At 65.9% G+C, this 14,790-nt stretch carries 15 protein-coding genes; 7 read left to right on the top strand and 8 right to left on the bottom strand.

Going from position 1 to position 14,790, the window contains the following annotated elements:
• Nucleotides 1–30: 30 nt before the first annotated feature.
• From sucD to L0C59_RS02450, 5 genes are all read right to left on the bottom strand, one after another.
• The gene (gene sucD, locus L0C59_RS02470) at nucleotides 31–897 is read right to left on the bottom strand and encodes a succinate--CoA ligase subunit alpha (RefSeq protein ID WP_243089635.1); all 867 of its coding nucleotides are present in this window, start codon (nucleotides 895–897) and stop codon (nucleotides 31–33) included.
• Nucleotides 894–2,030 (bottom strand): ADP-forming succinate--CoA ligase subunit beta, encoded by a 1,137-nt coding sequence (gene sucC, locus L0C59_RS02465; RefSeq protein ID WP_243089634.1) that lies wholly within the window; start codon nucleotides 2,028–2,030, stop codon nucleotides 894–896. Before sucC ends, sucD begins: the two co-directional genes overlap by 4 nt.
• 62 nt (nucleotides 2,031–2,092) lie before the next feature.
• Entirely contained in the window at nucleotides 2,093–3,106 is a 1,014-nt protein-coding gene (locus L0C59_RS02460) for a PIN/TRAM domain-containing protein (protein ID WP_243089633.1), read from the bottom strand.
• Entirely contained in the window at nucleotides 3,103–4,380 is a 1,278-nt protein-coding gene (gene radA, locus L0C59_RS02455) for a DNA repair protein RadA (RefSeq protein WP_243089632.1), read from the bottom strand. The genes L0C59_RS02460 and radA overlap by 4 nt, the downstream gene beginning before the upstream one ends.
• Nucleotides 4,381–4,459: 79 nt before the next feature.
• Nucleotides 4,460–6,670, bottom strand: coding sequence for an ATP-dependent Clp protease ATP-binding subunit (locus tag L0C59_RS02450; RefSeq protein ID WP_243089631.1), 2,211 nt, complete (start codon nucleotides 6,668–6,670; stop codon nucleotides 4,460–4,462).
• Nucleotides 6,671–6,829: 159 nt separating this feature from the next.
• Between L0C59_RS02450 and L0C59_RS02445 the strand changes: the two genes are divergently transcribed.
• Both L0C59_RS02445 and L0C59_RS02440 read left to right on the top strand, forming a co-directional pair.
• On the top strand, nucleotides 6,830–8,350 hold the full coding sequence (locus L0C59_RS02445; protein WP_243089630.1) for a glycine--tRNA ligase: 1,521 nt from the start codon (nucleotides 6,830–6,832) through the stop codon (nucleotides 8,348–8,350).
• Nucleotides 8,351–8,585: 235 nt separating this feature from the next.
• Nucleotides 8,586–9,581 carry an aspartate-semialdehyde dehydrogenase gene (locus L0C59_RS02440; protein WP_243089629.1) on the top strand — a complete coding sequence of 332 codons (996 nt, stop codon included), beginning with the start codon at nucleotides 8,586–8,588 and terminating at the stop codon, nucleotides 9,579–9,581.
• Here the strand turns inward: L0C59_RS02440 and L0C59_RS02435 are convergent.
• A complete protein-coding gene (locus L0C59_RS02435; RefSeq protein ID WP_243089628.1) occupies nucleotides 9,568–10,275 on the bottom strand; it encodes a TlyA family RNA methyltransferase in 708 nt (235 codons plus the stop codon). The two genes, L0C59_RS02440 and L0C59_RS02435, sit on opposite strands and share 14 nt — an antisense overlap.
• A gap of 20 nt (nucleotides 10,276–10,295) precedes the next feature.
• Here L0C59_RS02435 and L0C59_RS02430 point away from each other — a divergent pair, with 20 nt between their 5' ends.
• Complete coding sequence (locus L0C59_RS02430) at nucleotides 10,296–10,601, top strand: DUF3234 domain-containing protein (RefSeq protein WP_243089627.1); 306 nt, start codon at nucleotides 10,296–10,298, stop codon at nucleotides 10,599–10,601.
• Nucleotides 10,594–11,022 (top strand): hypothetical protein, encoded by a 429-nt coding sequence (locus L0C59_RS02425; RefSeq protein WP_243089626.1) that lies wholly within the window; start codon nucleotides 10,594–10,596, stop codon nucleotides 11,020–11,022. Before L0C59_RS02430 ends, L0C59_RS02425 begins: the two co-directional genes overlap by 8 nt.
• On the opposite strand, the gene L0C59_RS02420 is transcribed toward L0C59_RS02425, so the two are convergent.
• Together L0C59_RS02420 and L0C59_RS02415 are read right to left on the bottom strand one after the other, a co-directional pair.
• Complete coding sequence (locus L0C59_RS02420; protein ID WP_243089625.1) at nucleotides 11,019–12,677, bottom strand: glutamine--tRNA ligase/YqeY domain fusion protein; 1,659 nt, start codon at nucleotides 12,675–12,677, stop codon at nucleotides 11,019–11,021. The genes L0C59_RS02425 and L0C59_RS02420 overlap by 4 nt on opposite strands.
• Nucleotides 12,678–12,733: 56 nt before the next feature.
• Nucleotides 12,734–13,495: an enoyl-CoA hydratase/isomerase family protein gene (locus tag L0C59_RS02415; protein ID WP_243089624.1), complete on the bottom strand. Its 762-nt coding sequence runs from the start codon at nucleotides 13,493–13,495 to the stop codon at nucleotides 12,734–12,736.
• 91 nt (nucleotides 13,496–13,586) lie between these two features.
• On the opposite strand from L0C59_RS02415, the gene infC reads away from it, so the two are divergent.
• The 3 genes from infC to rplT all read left to right on the top strand — a co-directional run bounded on the left by infC (nucleotide 13,587) and on the right by rplT (nucleotide 14,776).
• Entirely contained in the window at nucleotides 13,587–14,102 is a 516-nt protein-coding gene (gene infC / locus L0C59_RS02410) for a translation initiation factor IF-3 (protein WP_081454909.1), read from the top strand.
• A gap of 108 nt (nucleotides 14,103–14,210) precedes the next feature.
• Nucleotides 14,211–14,408 (top strand): 50S ribosomal protein L35, encoded by a 198-nt coding sequence (gene rpmI, locus L0C59_RS02405; protein ID WP_243089623.1) that lies wholly within the window; start codon nucleotides 14,211–14,213, stop codon nucleotides 14,406–14,408.
• An 11-nt stretch (nucleotides 14,409–14,419) separates the two neighbouring features.
• Entirely contained in the window at nucleotides 14,420–14,776 is a 357-nt protein-coding gene (gene rplT, locus L0C59_RS02400) for a 50S ribosomal protein L20 (RefSeq protein WP_015716736.1), read from the top strand.
• Nucleotides 14,777–14,790: the final 14 nt, after the last annotated feature.

Below are 14,790 nucleotides of genomic sequence, written 5' to 3'. Positions count from 1 at the left end.
GCTGGGCCAGGGTGGGGGCCTCGTGGGCCTTTAGCCCAAGGCCTTCTTCACCAGCTCCACGATCTCGTCAATGGTGTCGGCCACGGGGATGCCGGCTTCGGCGAAGGCCTTCAGCTTGGACTCGGGGGTGCCCACGTTTCCCATGATGATGGCCCCGGCGTGGCCCATGCGCTTGCCCTTGGGGGCGCTACGGCCGCCGATAAAGCCCACCACGGGCTTCTTCATGTTCTCCTTGATCCAGGCCGCGGCCTCCTCCTCGTCGGACCCCCCGATCTCCCCGATGAGGACCACGGCCTCGGTCTCAGGATCCTCTTGGAAGAGGGGGAGGAGGTCCTTGAAGGTGGTGCCGATCACCGGGTCACCCCCTATCCCCACCGTGGTGGTGGTGCCCAGTCCTGCCTGGGAGAGGGCGGCGGCGGCCTCGTAGGTGAGGGTGCCGGAGCGGCTGATAAGCCCCACCCTGCCCCGCTTGAACACGTGGCCCGGCATGATGCCGATCTTGCTCTCCTCGGCGCTGATGATGCCCGGGCAGTTGCCCCCGATGAGGCGGCTTCCCAGGGCCTTGATCTCCGCCACCGCCTTCACCATGTCCAGGGTGGGGATGCCCTCGGTGATGAGGACGATGAGGGGGATGCCGGCGTAGGCCGCCTCGAGGGCCGCGTCCGCCGCGGCCGGCGCCGGCACGAAGATGATGGAGGCGTCAATAGGGTGCTGGGCCACGGCCTCTTTAACCGTGTCGTAAACGGGAAGGCCTAAGACCTCGGTTCCTCCCTTCCCCGGGGTGACCCCGGCCACCACCCGGGTGCCGTAGTCCAACATCTGTTGGGTGTGAAACTGTCCCTCCCGGCCGGTGATCCCCTGAACCAGGACGCGGGTTTCGCGGTTAATCAGGATCACGCCGCACCTCCCACCATGGCCACGATGGCCTTGGCCGCTTCCATGGACGTGGGGTACATGTAGATGGGCTTGCCCTCCAGAAGCCTCTTGGCCTCCTCCTCGGCGGTTCCCGCCACCCGCATGACCACGGGCTTGGTGAGAAGCCCCTCCTCCAGGGCCCGGATCACCCCCTTGGCCACCTCGTCCGCGCGGGTGATGCCACCGAAGATGTTGATGAACACCCCCTTCACGTCGGGGTCCTTGAGGACCACCTTGAGGGCGTTGTAGACCACCTCCGCCTTGGCCCCGCCCCCGATGTCCAGGAAGTTGGCGGGCCTGCCGCCCACCCGGTTCACCAGGTCCAGGGTGTACATGACCAGGCCGGCCCCGTTGCCGATGACGCCGATGTTCCCCTGAAGCTTCACGTAGGCGAAGCCGTAGTTGCTGGCCTCCACCTCCAGGGGGTGCTCGGCCTCGATCTCCCGTAGCTCCATCAGCTCGGGGTGCCGGAAGAGGGCATTGTCGTCCAGGACGATCTTGGCGTCGGCGGCTATGATCTGGCCGTCGGTGGTGACCACCAGGGGGTTGATCTCGGCGATGGAGGCGTCCACCCCCTCGTAGGCTTGGTAGAGGGCCACCAGCACCTGGGCCAGCCTGTTGAGGTTGCCCTCGAGGCCCGCCCGCTTCACCATCTCCCGGGCCTCAAAGGCCCGGAAGCCCTTATGGGGGTCAATCCAGAACTTGTGGATGGCCTCGGGGCGTTCCGCCGCCACCTCCTCGATGTCCACCCCCCCTTCCTTGGAGAGCATGAGGACCACCCGCTTTTGGGAGCGGTCCAGGATGAGGCCAGCGTAGTACTCCTTGGCGATGTCCACCGCCTCGGCCACCAGGACCTTCTTCACCGTGAGGCCCTTGATGTTCATCCCCAGGATGGCTTGGGCCTTTTCGTAGGCTTCCTGGGGGGTGTCCGCCAGCTTCACCCCCCCGGCCTTGCCTCTCCCGCCCACGTGCACCTGGGCCTTGATCACCACCCGCTTGCCCAGCTCCTCCGCGATCCTTTTGGCCTCGTCGGGGGTGTAGGCCACCTTGCCGGGGGGCACCGGTACCCCATAACGGGCCAGGATCTCCTTGGCTTGATACTCGTGCAGGTTCAAGCTTTCCACCTCCTTGGCCGGCCAAGGCCGTTAGGCATTATAAGCCCCTGGTCCCTCAGCCATTAGCTTTGGGCCTCCGCGGCAGGCTGGGCGAAGAAGAGGCGGCCCACCTGGGTCTGGATGGCCTGGGTGATGACCACCTCCACCTCCTGCCCCCGGTAGCGGATCCCCCCATCCACCACCACCATGGAGCCATCCTCCAGGTAGCCCACCCCCTGGTGGGGCTCCTTGCCCTCCTTGAGGATGAGGAGCCTAAGGGTATCCCCCACCTTGAGCTGGGGGCGGAGGGCCTGGGCCAGGGCCTGGACGGAAAGGGCCTTGACCCCGTAGATCCTGGCCATCTGCAGAAGGGCGAGGTCGTTGCTCACCAGGGCAGCACCCAGGTCCCGGGCCAGGAAGAGGAGCTTTTCGTCCACGCTTTCCCCCTTGGGGGTGTCCTCCAGCACCTCCAGGTGGGCTACCTCCTTAAGCCTTTCCAGGGTCTCCAGCCCCCGCCTCCCCTTGGCCCGCCTGAGGGGGTCGGGGCTGTCGGCGAAGTGCTGGAGTTCCTTCAGCACAAAGTGGGGTACGTAAAGCGGGCCTTCCAGGAAACCCGTGGCCGCCACCTCCGCTACCCTTCCGTCCACCAGGACGCTGGTGTCCAGCACCTTGCCCCCTTGGGGGCGGTGGGGGGTTTGGGGAAGGCGCAGATAGTCCTTGTAGCCCAAGGCCAGATAGGCGAAAAGCCCCACCAGGAAAAGGGCTAAGAAGAGGCTATGGTAAGGGGAAAACCCGGGGATTTGCGAAAGGAGGCTGGTGAGGAGAACGGTAAAGAGGAGGCCCAGGGTGGCCCCTAGGGTCAGGGCCACGGGCACCTCCGGGGGAAGCTCCCGCAACCGTTGCAGGCGTTTTTCCAGGAGGGCCTCGAGGCGGGGTGCCAAAAGAACCCCGGTGAGGAAGCCCGCCAGGGTCAGGTAAAGGCGGTTCAGGGAAAGGAGGCCCGCCGACCGGGGAAGAAGCCCCAGGTTCTCCAGGCCCACCGCCAGCTGGTAGCCCAAAAGGGCGAAGAGCAGATAAAAAAGAAGTGGGGAACTCATCCCAAATACCGCTCCACCGCTTCCTTGAGGGCCTTGGTGTTGCCCGGGTGCAGGATGCGGGAAAACCCCGCCCGTTCCCCTTCCCTAAGCCGCCTTTCCAGTCCCATCACGCTCCGCACCTCGCCCAGAAGGCCCACCTCCCCCACCATCGCCAGGTCCGGGGGCAGGGCCTTGCCCACCACCGCAGAATACACCGCCAGCGCCACGGCCAGGTCCAGACCGGGGTCCAGCACCCTTAACCCCCCGGCCAGGTTCACGTAGATGTCTAAGGCTCCAAGGGGCAGGCCAAGCCGCCTTTCCAGAACCGCCAGCGCCATGTCCACCCGCCTTGGGTCCAACCCCTGGACCACGCGCCTGGGGGCGGGGAAGGGGGTTTTGGCGGCCAGGGCCTGGACCTCGAGGGCCAAGGCCCTTTCCCCTGCCAGGGCCAGCGCCACGGCGCTTCCCGGAACCCCTAAAGGCCTTTCCAGGAGGAAGGCCTCGGAGGGGTTTGGCACCTCCTTAAGGCCCTCCTCCTCCATGCGGAAAACCCCCAGTTCCCCCACCGGACCGAAACGGTTCTTGGCGCTCCTTAGGACCCGGTAAACCCCAGCGGTTTCCAGGTAAAGGGTGGCGTCCACCGCATGCTCCATGCTCTTGGGCCCCGCCACCACCCCCTCCTTGGTCACGTGGCCCACCAAAACCGTGGTGATGCCTTCCTCCTTGGCCAGGCGTACGAAGGCATGGGTGGCCTCCCGCACCGCCACCAGGCTCCCCGGGCTTCCCCCGGCCTCAATGGTCTGGATGGAATCCACAAAGAGCACCTCGGGCGGCTCCCTCCCCAAAAGGGTTAGGAGGGGCTCCAGGCGGGTTTCCTTGAGGAGAAGCAGCTCCTTTACCCCCAGCCTTCTGGCCCTCAGCTTGATCTGGGCGGGGGATTCCTCCCCCGCCAGGTAGTACACCCGTTTCTCCAGGCGCTTGGCCAGTTCCAGGAGGAGGGTGCTCTTGCCCACCCCCGGTTCGCCCCCCAGGAGGACCACCTCCCCCGGCACGAACCCCCCGCCCAGCACCCGGTCCACCTCGGAAAGACCCGAGGAGAAGCGTTTCTCCTCGGCCTCCTTCACCTGGGACAAGGCCACCAGGGAGGGGGTTTCTGGGTCCGGCTTCCTCCCCCTTGGGGCCGGGGAAGGGGCCACCTCTTGAAAGCTTCCCCAGGCCCCGCAGGAGGGGCAACGGCCCAGGGGCTTGGGGGTTCGGTAGCCGCACTCCACGCAGGTATAGGAGGTCTTGGCCATGGGCTTAGGCCTCGAGGAACCCAAGAAAAAGCCGCCCCCTCGGAAGGAGGAGGCCGGGCCTAAGGGTTCCGGGGGGCATCTAGACCAAAAGCTCCTCGCCCTCCACCTCGTGGAAGGCCAGGTGCCCTTCCTCCACGTTCACGTAGAGGTGGCCGGTGGGCTTTTTGAGGAGGGCCAGGGAAAGGGGGTCCTCGATGCGCTCGCGGATGATGCTCCGAATGGCCCGGGCGCTTCCTGTCTTGGGGGCCTGTTCCACCACGAAGCGGGCCACCTCGGGGGCGAAGCGCACGGTGATGTCCCGGGACTGGAGCTCCTTCTGGATCTCCTCCAGCATCATCCGGGCCACCTGGACCAGCTCCTCCTCGGTGAGGGGGCGGAAGCGGATTACCTCGTCCAGCCGGTCCAGGAACTCGGGGGTGAAGAGGGCCTTGAGGGGGGACTCGGTGTCCACCTCCTTGCTGGTGAAGCCGATGGCCGGGCCCACGTTATAGCCGGTGTTGGAGGTCATGATGAGGATCACCCGGCGGAAGTCCACGGTGCGCCCCATCCCGTCCGTGAGGCGGCCCTCGTCCAGCACCTGCAGGAAGGTGTTGTACACGTCGGGGTGGGCCTTCTCGATCTCGTCCAGGAGCACCACGCTGAAGGGCTGGCGGCGCACCGCCTCCGTGAGCCGGCCCCCTTGCTCGTAGCCCACGTAGCCGGGAGGGGCCCCGATCAGCTTGGAGATGGAATGGGGCTCCTGGAACTCGGACATGTCAAAGCGGATGAGGGCCCGCTCCGAACCGAAGAGCACCTCCGCCAGGGCCTTGGCCAGCTGGGTCTTGCCCACGCCGCTTTGCCCCACGAAGAGGAAGCTGGCCGCCACCCGGGTCCGGCCCCCCAGGCCCACCCGGGCCCTCCTCAAGGCGCTGGCCAGGGCGCGGATGGCCTCCTCCTGGCCCACTACCCGCTTCCTTAGCTCCTCCTCGAGGCGCATGAGCTTCTCGTCGTCCTTGTCGTCCACGTAGATCCCGCCCCAGGAGTCCACCACCGCCTCGATGTCCTCCCGGGTTACCATGGGGGTCCCGTCCTCCTCCTCGGCCACGGGGAGGCCCAGGGAGGCGTTCAGGCGAACCCGGCTCGCCGCCTCGTCAATCAGGTCGATGGCCTTGTCGGGGAAGTTGCGGCCAGGGAGGGAACGGATCCCGATCCTCACCGCAAGGTCCAGGATCTCGTCGGGGATGATGACCCCGTGGTGGGCCTCGTAGCGGGGACGGAGGCCCTTCAGGATCTCCAGGGTTTCCTCCGGGGAAGGCTCCAGGACGATCACCGGCTGGAAGCGCCTTTCTAGGGCAGCGTCCTTTTCGATGTAGCGGTGGTACTCCCCGGTGGTGGTGGCCCCGATCACCTGGATCTCCCCCCGGGCCAGGGCGGGTTTCAGGATGTTGGCGGCGTCCAGGGTGCCCTCGGCCCCACCGGCCCCGATCAGGGTGTGGAGCTCGTCGATGAAGGCGATGACCTTGGCGTTTTTGAGCTCCTCGATGATCTGGCGGAGGCGCTCCTCAAACTCCCCCCGGTACTTGGTGCCCGCCACCACCCCCGCCAGGTCCAGGGCCACCACCCGGGCACCCTTGAGGATGGGGGGCACCCGGCCCTCCACGATGGCCTGGGCCAGCCCCTCCACGATGGCGGTCTTGCCCACCCCAGGATCCCCGATGAGGACGGGGTTATTCTTGGTGCGCCGGGCCAGGATCTGGATCACCCGGTTGATCTCCTCCTGCCGGCCGATCACGGGGTCCAGCTTGCCCTCCCGGGCTTCCTTGGTGAGGTCGCGGCCGTACTCATCCAGGAAGGGGGTGTTCACCGGCTTTTCCCGTTCCCGGCCCTCCGCCATGGAGAGGATGCGCCAGCGGATGGCGTCCACATCCTTGGCGAAGTGGGAGAGGATGCGGTAGGCGATCCCGTCACCCTCTCGGATGATGCCCAGGAGGATGTGCTCGGTGCCGATCACCGGGGCCCCCATGTTGCGGGCCTCGGCGCTGGCCAGCTCCATGACCCGCCTGGCCCTGGGCGTAATGGCAGGGGGTTCTCCGGTGCGGCTCCCCTCGCCGCGGCCCACCAGCTCCTCCACCATGCGGCGCATGGCCTCGAGGCTCGCCCCGTACTCCTGGAGGATGCGGGCCGCCGTACCCCCCTCGCGCATCAGGCCCAGGAGGAGGTGCTCTGGGCCGATCATGGAGTGGCCTAAGCGGCTCCCCTCCTCCCTTGCGTAGTGGAAAACCAGCCTGGCGCGATCGTCGTACCTGTTCATGCTCCCCTCAACCCACATTCTAGCCTAAAGGAGGCCGGTGCGGGGGTTTGCGCCCGGGATTACCTTGGCCCAGGGGGAGGCTCTTGATGGGAGCAAAAGGGCCCGGCATCCGGTAAGATGCCCTGTAACCGGGGGCTAGGCCCCCTTTCGGGAGGGACGATGCCGGCGACTAGCCTTGACGAACTGGTGGCGCTTTGCAAACGGAGGGGGTTCATCTTCCAGGGTTCCGAGATCTACGGGGGCCTCCAGGGGACCTACGACTACGGTCCTTTGGGGGTGGAGCTCAAGAACAACCTGAAGCAGGCCTGGTGGCGAAGGAATGTCTACGAGCGGGACGACATGGAGGGGTTGGATGCCAGCGTCCTCACCCACCGCTTGGTCCTGTACTATTCCGGGCACGAGGCCACCTTCGCGGATCCCATGGTGGATAACCGCATCAGCAAGAAGCGCTACCGCTTGGACCACCTCCTCAAGGAACAGCCCGAGGAGGTGCTGGGGAGGCTTTACCGGGCCATGGAGGTGGAGGAGGGTAACCTCCACGGCCTGGTCCAGGCCATGATGCAGGCCCCGGAGAGGGCCGGGGGGGCCATGACCGCCGCCGGGGTGTTGGACCCTGCCACCTCGGAGCCTGGGGACTGGACCCCACCCCGTTACTTCAACATGATGTTCAAGACCCACGTGGGCCCGGTGGAGGACGAGGCCTCCTTGGCCTACCTGCGCCCGGAGACCGCCCAGGGCATCTTCGTGAACTTCAAGAACGTCCTGGACAGCACGAGCCGGAAGCTTCCCTTCGGGATCGCCCAGATCGGCAAGGCCTTCCGCAACGAGATCACCCCCCGGAACTTCATCTTCCGGGTGCGGGAGTTTGAGCAGATGGAGATCGAGTACTTCGTCCGCCCGGGGGAGGACGAGTACTGGCACCGCTACTGGGTGGAGGAAAGGCTTCGGTGGTGGCAGGAGATGGGCCTAAGCCGGGAGAACCTGGTGCCCTACCAGCAGCCCCCCGAGGAGCTGGCCCACTACGCCAAGGCCACGGTGGACATCCTCTACCGCTTCCCCCATGGCCTCGAGGAGCTGGAGGGGATCGCCAACCGCACGGACTTTGACCTGGGAAGCCACACCAAGGACCAGGAGGAGCTTGGCATCACCGCCCGGGTGCTTAGGAACGAGCACTCCATTGCCCGCCTAGCCTACCGCGATCCCGACACCGGCAAGTGGTTTGTCCCCTACGTGATCGAGCCCTCTGCCGGGGTGGACCGGGGGGTCTTGGCCCTCTTGGCGGAGGCCTTCACCCGGGAGGAGCTTCCCCATGGGGAGGAGCGCATTGTCCTAAAGCTAAAGCCCCAGCTTGCCCCCATCAAGGCGGCGGTCATCCCCCTGGTTAAGAACCGCCCGGAGATCACCGAGTACGCCAAAGGCCTTAAGGCCAGGCTCCAGGCCCTGGGCTTGGGCCGGATCCTCTACGAGGACACCGGCAACATCGGCAAAGCCTACCGCCGCCACGACGAGGTGGGGACTCCCTTCGCCATCACCGTGGACTACGACACCATCGGGCAGAGCAAGGATGGGACCACCAGGTGGAAGGATACGGTCACCGTGCGGGACCGGGACACCATGGAGCAGATCCGGCTTCACGTGGACGAGCTGGAGGGGTTTTTGCGGGAAAAGCTCAGGTGGTAGGGGAGGCCACCGGTGGGCTCGAGCCCCGGAAAGAGGAGCGCCTGCCTTTCGGGCTTTTGGGGAGGGGAGGTCCTGGCCCCCGAGGGGCCGGTTTTCCCGCAAAGCGTTTGCTATCGTGGGAGGAGAGGGTACCTTTTGCCTGGGGCCCGCTACCCCTGGAGGGAGAGATGAACCGCGAGCCCTGGGGAGAGGGAGGTAAGGTGGGTTTGTGGGTAGGAGGTAAGGAGGAGAGAGGATGAGGGTAGCCGTGGTGGGGGCCACGGGGGCCGTGGGGCAGGAGATCCTGAAGGTCCTCGAGGCCCGGAACTTTCCCCTAACCGAGCTAAGGCTCTACGCTTCCCCCCGCTCCTTGGGCAAGGCCATGTCCTTCCGGGGGGAGGCCATCTCGGTGGAACCCCTTCCCGAGGGGCCATTGCCCGTGGACCTGGTGCTGGCCAGCGCCGGGGGGTCCCTCTCCAAGGCCCTGGCCCCTGTTTGGGCCCAAGGGGGGGCCTTGGTGATCGATAACTCCAGCGCCTGGCGCTACGAGCCCCAGGTGCCCCTGGTGGTGCCGGAGGTGAACCGGGAAAGGATCTTCCAGCACCAGGGCATCATCGCTAACCCTAACTGCACCACGGCCATCCTGGCCATGGCCCTTTGGCCCCTGCACCGGGCGTTTCGGGCCAAGCGGGTCATCGTGGCCACCTACCAGGCGGCCAGCGGGGCTGGGGCCAAGGGTATGGAGGAGCTCCTCCGGGAAACCCACCGCTCCTTGCATGGGGAAGCCCCTGTGGCCGAGGTCTTCGCCCACCCCCTGCCCTTCAACGTCATCCCCCACATCGACGCCTTCCAGGAAAACGGCTACACCCGCGAGGAGATGAAGGTGGTGTGGGAAACCCACAAGATCTTCGGGGACAACTCCATCCGCATTGGCGCCACCGCGGTGCGGGTCCCCACCTTAAGGGCCCATGCCGAGGCGGTGAGCGTGGAGTTTGAAAGGCCCGTCACCCCGGAGGCGGCCCGGGAGGTGCTGGCCCAGGCCCCCGGGGTGGAGGTGGTGGACGAGCCCCAGGCCAAGCGCTACCCCATGCCCCTCACGGCCAGCGGCAAGTGGGACGTGGAGGTGGGCAGGATCCGCAAGAGCCTGGCCTTTGACAACGGCCTGGACTTTTTCGTGGTGGGGGATCAGCTCCTAAAGGGAGCCGCCCTGAACGCCGTGCAGATCGCTGAGGAGTGGCTTAAGGGGCCTTAAGCCAAAGCCAAAACTCCCGGTTTCCCTCCTTCCCCGGCAAGGGGCTTTCCCTTTCCCCCAGAACCTGAAAGCCCAGCTCCCGGGCCTTCTCCCGCACCCGGGCCAGGGCCCTTTGCCGCTGGATCTCCTCCCGCACCACCCCCTTGTGCACCCCAGGGCCCAGCTCAAACTGGGGCTTGACCAGGACGAGGGCCTCGCCTCCCGGCCTAAGGAGTTCCCTCACCTTGGGCAAAAGCAGGGTGGAGGAGATGAAGGACACGTCCATGGCCACCAGGTCCACGGGTTCGGGAAGGACCAGGGTGCGGGCGTCTTGGCCTTCCAGGCTCACCACCCGGGAATCCTCCCTTAGGCGGGGGTGGAGCTGATCCCTGCCCACGTCCACCGCATAGACCCGCCGGGCCCCCCTTTCCAGGAGCACCTGTGTGAACCCCCCGGCGCTGGCCCCGATGTCCGCGGCCACCTTGTCCCTCACCTCGATGGGGAAGGCCTCGAGGGCCCCCAGGAGCTTGTAGGCCCCCCGGCCCACGTACCGCTCCGGGGAGAGGACCTCCACCTGGGCCCCTTGGGGCACCCTGTGGGCGGGCTTGGTCACCACCTGCCCGGCCACCTTCACCTGGCCGGATTGGATGAGCCGTTGGGCCTTCTCCCGGCTTTCCGCCAGGCCCTGTTCCACCAGGTAGCGGTCCAGCCTCACCAGGGGTATTATGCCGGGGGATGGAGCTCTCGGGGCCCTGGTACATCCTGGAGGGGGAGCCTGGGGAGCATTTGGTTCTGGAGGTGCTGGGCCAGAGGCTTTCCGGCATCTGGACCACCGAGGCCTTGGCCCAGGCCTTCCTGGCCCGCCATCCGGAGCTGGGGATGCGGGTGAGCGCCCTGGAGACCCGTTCCCTAAAGGAGGCCTTCCTCAGGGCCCTGGGGATGCTCCAGGTGGATGGGATCCTGGTGGATTACGAACCCGGGGCCCACCGGGCGCGGATGGCCCGGGTGGAGGCGCTTTTGGAGGAGGTTCGGCATGCGTAGGTGGCTGGTGGCGGCTTTGTTGGTTTCGGCTTTGGGTCTGGCCCAGCGGGCCGAGGTGAGCCTGGGAAGCCCCTTTGGGGTGCAGGGGGGGTTGCGTTTTCCCCTGTTGCCCCTCCTGCTGGACGGGCGGGTGTATGGGGGCATGGGCCTCGAGGCCCTGGGCGGTGGGGCGGACCTGCTTCTTAAGCTTCCCCTCACCGATCTCTACCTGGGCCTCGGGGGGTTTTACGGCACGGGGCCGGCCCTCACCCTGCCCCAGGATGCCCGGGGCCAGGGGGGTCTACGGGCGGTCTTGGGCACCTGGTTGAACCTGCCTTTGCCCCTTGTCGGGGTCTATGTGGAGGTGCACCCCACCCTTTACCTGGTTCCCAACGCGGGCTTCGGGGTGGGGGCAGCGGTGGGGGTGAGCCTGGGGCTTTAGCCCCCCTCCTGGGGCCGGTAGCCCTCCTTGAGGGGCACGATGCGGTTCATCACCAGCCGCCCTGGGCGGGAGTCCACCGGGTCCTGCCAGAAGTAACCCAGCCTTTCCAGTTGGTAGCGGGTCTCCGGTGGGTCCTGGGCCACGCTGGGTTCCATGAAGCCCTGCTTGACCTCGAGGGCCTTTGGATTCAGGTTCTTCAGGAAATCCCCGCCCTCCTCGGGGTCTTCGGTCAGGAAAAGCCTGCCGTAAAGCCTGAACTCCGCGGGCAGGGCGTGCCGGGCGGAAACCCAGTGGATGACCCCTTTGGGCTTGATGCCGTCTAGGGGGTTGGCTCCCAGGGTGCCGGGGACGACCCGGGCTTTGAGGAGCTTCACCTCCCCGTTTTCCTCCACCACGTCTTCCAGCTCCACCACGTAGGCGTGCCTTAGGCGCACCCTTTGCCCCGGGGCAAAGCGCTTCCAGCCCTTGGGGGGGTTGAGGCTGAAGTCCGAGCGCTCGATGAAGAGCTCCGGGGAGAAGGGCAGGGGCCTGGTGCCCTCCTTGCCGATATCCCTGGGCCAGTAAGGGGCTTCCAGCCACTCCTCCCCCTGGTAGTTGGTGAGGACCACCCTTAGGGGTTCCAAAACCCCCAAGACCCTGGGGGCGATGGGGTTCAGGTCATCCCGCACCACCTCCTCAAAGAGCTCCATCTCGATGCGGGCCTCGTGGCGGGAGATGCCCGTGCGCCGCACGAACTCCCTTATGGCCTCGGGGCGCACCCCCCGCCGCCTCAAGGCCCTTAGGGTGGGAAGCCTGGGGTCGTCCCAGCCCGTGACCAAGCCTCCCTCCACCATCCGGATGAGCTTTCGCTTGGAGAGCACCGTGTGGGTGAGGTCCAGGCGGGCGAACTCGTACTGGTAGGGCCTTGGGGACTCGGACAGGCCGCACTTCCCCTTCAGGTTCTCGATCACCCAGTCGTAGATGGCCCGGTTGTTCTCGAACTCCAGGGTGCAAAGGGAGTGGCTGACGCCTTCGATGAGGTCCTCGAGGGGATGGGCGTAATCGTAAAGGGGATAGATGACCCAGCGGTTCCCCGCATGGTAATGCGGGGCATGGACGACGCGGTAGAGCACGGGGTCCCGGAGCTTGAAGTTGGGGTGGGCGGGGTCGATCTTAGCCCTTAAGACCCGGCTCCCCGTGGGGAACTCCCCCCGGCGCATCCTCTCAAAGAGCTCCAGGTTTTCCTCCACGCTCCGGTTCCGGTAAGGGCTTGGCTTTCCCTGGGCCCTGAGCTCGCTCATCTCCTCTTCCGAGAGATCGTCCACGTAGGCCTTGCCCTCCTGGATGAGCTCCAGGGCGCACCGGTACATGATTTCGAAGTAATCGGAGGCGTATAGGACCCTATCTGGGGTGAAGCCCAGCCAGCGCACGTCCTCCTCTATGGCCCGGGCGTACTCCTCCTTTTCCGTTTCCGGATTTGTGTCATCGTAGCGCAGGTTGCACTCGCCTCCGTAGTCCAGGGCCAGGCCAAAGTTCAACACGATGCTTCGGGCATGGCCGATGTGCAGATAGCCGTTGGGTTCCGGGGGGAAGCGGGTAAGGAGCTTTTTGTACTTCCCTTCCCGCAGGTCCTTCTCCACGATCTCGGTGATGAAACAGGGGGGAACAAGGCCCATATAGGGGAGTATAGCCCTTGCCTGGCCCTCAGAGTCTGGTCCCAAGGTGGCCCTTTTCAAAACCTGGGTGGCCGCTTCTCAAAGAAGGCCCGGATGCCCTCCCTTAGGTCCCCGGTCTCCCGGATCCAGGCGTTGGCCAAGGCGGCCAGGCGGAAGCCATCCTCGAGGCCCATCCCCGGCAGGGCGAGGAGGAGCTCCTTGGTGAGGCGCAAGGAGGTGGGGGCATTCTTGGCCAGCTCCTCCGCCAGGCCTAAGGCCTCCTCCAGGGCTTTGCCGGGCTTGGCGATGCGGTTGGCCAAGCCCAGGGCCTTGGCCTCCTCCGCCCCCACCAGGCGGCCCGTGAGGAGGAGGTCCTTGGCCACCTTCTCCCCCACGGCCCGCACCAGGATCACGGAGACCAGGGCGGCCACAAAGCCGATCTTCACTTCGGTGTAGCCCAGCCTGGCCTCCTGGTCCATGACCAACAGGTCGCAGGCGGTGGCCAAACCCGCCCCGCCCGCCACCGCCGGGCCGTTCACCGCGGCCACCGTGGGCTTGGGGAAGGTGTAAAGGCGGTGGAAGAGGCGCATCAGGGAGAGGGAGTGGCGGTAGTTTTCCTCAGCGCCAAGCTCTGTCACCTTCTCCAGGAAGGCCAGGTCGGCCCCGGCGCTGAAGGCGCTTCCCCGGCCGGAAAGGACCAGGACCCGGGCCTCGGGGTCTTGCTCCGCCTCCTCGAGGGCCTGCAAAAGCCCTTCCACCATCTGGGGGGAAAGGGGGTTTCTGCGGTCGGGATCGTTGAGGAAGATCCGATAGATCCGGCCTCTCTCCACCTGGACCATGCCCCCATTGTAGGCGCCCGCCTTTTCCTGCTACACTCCCCTTAGCCCGCAAGCCATGCAGGGAGAGCCCGCGGGCTAGGAGGTGGTGTAGATAAAGGAGTACCTGGTTAACGAACGTATCCGCGCACGGCAGGTGCGGGTGATCGGAGCCGATGGGCAGCAGCTGGGCATCATGGACACCCGGGAGGCCTTGCGCCTGGCCCAGGAGCAGGACCTGGACCTGGTGCTGGTGGGCCCCACCGCCGACCCTCCCGTGGCCCGCATCATGGACTACTCCAAGTGGCGCTACGAGCAGCAGGTGGCGGAGAAGGAGGCCCGCAAAAAGGCCAAGCGCACCGAGGTGAAGTCCATCAAGTTCCGGGTCAAGATCGACGACCACGACTATCAGACCAAGCTGAACCATATCAAGCGCTTTCTGGCCGAAGGCCACAAGGTCAAGGTCACCATCATGTTCCGCGGACGGGAGATGAGCCATCCCGAGCTGGGCGAAAGGCTTCTGGAACGGGTGGCCGAGGACCTAAAGGGCCTGGCCGTGGTGGAGATGAAGCCCGAGCTCTTAGGCCGGGATATGAACATGCTCTTGGCCCCGGCCAAGGTCTCAGCCTAAAGCGGTCCCCTGTCTGGACCTTTTCACCCGCCTCTGGTATAGTGTGAGGGCTTTGGGGAGCTTGCAAGTCCCCGGTCCGGGGCGCTTCCCAGGGCTTGGAGGAAGGATATGCCGAAGATGAAGACCCATAAGGGCGCCAAGAAGCGGGTGAAGGTGACCGCTTCGGGCGAGGTGGTGGCCATGAAGACCGGAAAGCGGCACCTCAACTGGCACAAGTCTGGGAAGACCATCCGCCAGAAGGGGCGGAAGTTTGCCCTGGCCCAGGTGGAGGCGGAGCGGATCAAGCTCCTGCTGCCCTACGAGTAAGGAGGTAGAGGATGCCGCGCGCCAAAACCGGTGTCGTTCGCCGCAGGAAGCACAAGAAGATCCTCAAGCTGGCCAAGGGGTATTGGGGCCTCCGCTCCAAAAGCGTCCGCAAGGCCCGGGAAACCCTCTTCGCTGCAGGTAACTACGCCTATGCCCACCGCAAGCGCAAGAAGCGGGATTTCCGCAAGCTCTGGATCGTGCGCATCAACGCCGCCTGCCGCCAGCATGGCCTAAACTACTCCAGCTTTATCCACGGCCTGAAGAAGGCGGGGGTGGAGCTGGACCGCAAGGTGCTGGCCGATTTGGCGGTGCGGGAGCCCCAGGCCTTTGCTGAGCTGGTGGAGAAGGCCAAGGCCGCTCGCGCCTAAAGCATTCTTTCCCG

The organism is Thermus neutrinimicus, from assembly GCF_022760955.1.
Classification (GTDB): domain Bacteria; phylum Deinococcota; class Deinococci; order Deinococcales; family Thermaceae; genus Thermus; species Thermus neutrinimicus.
This window is presented reverse-complemented; position numbering and strand designations above follow the sequence as displayed.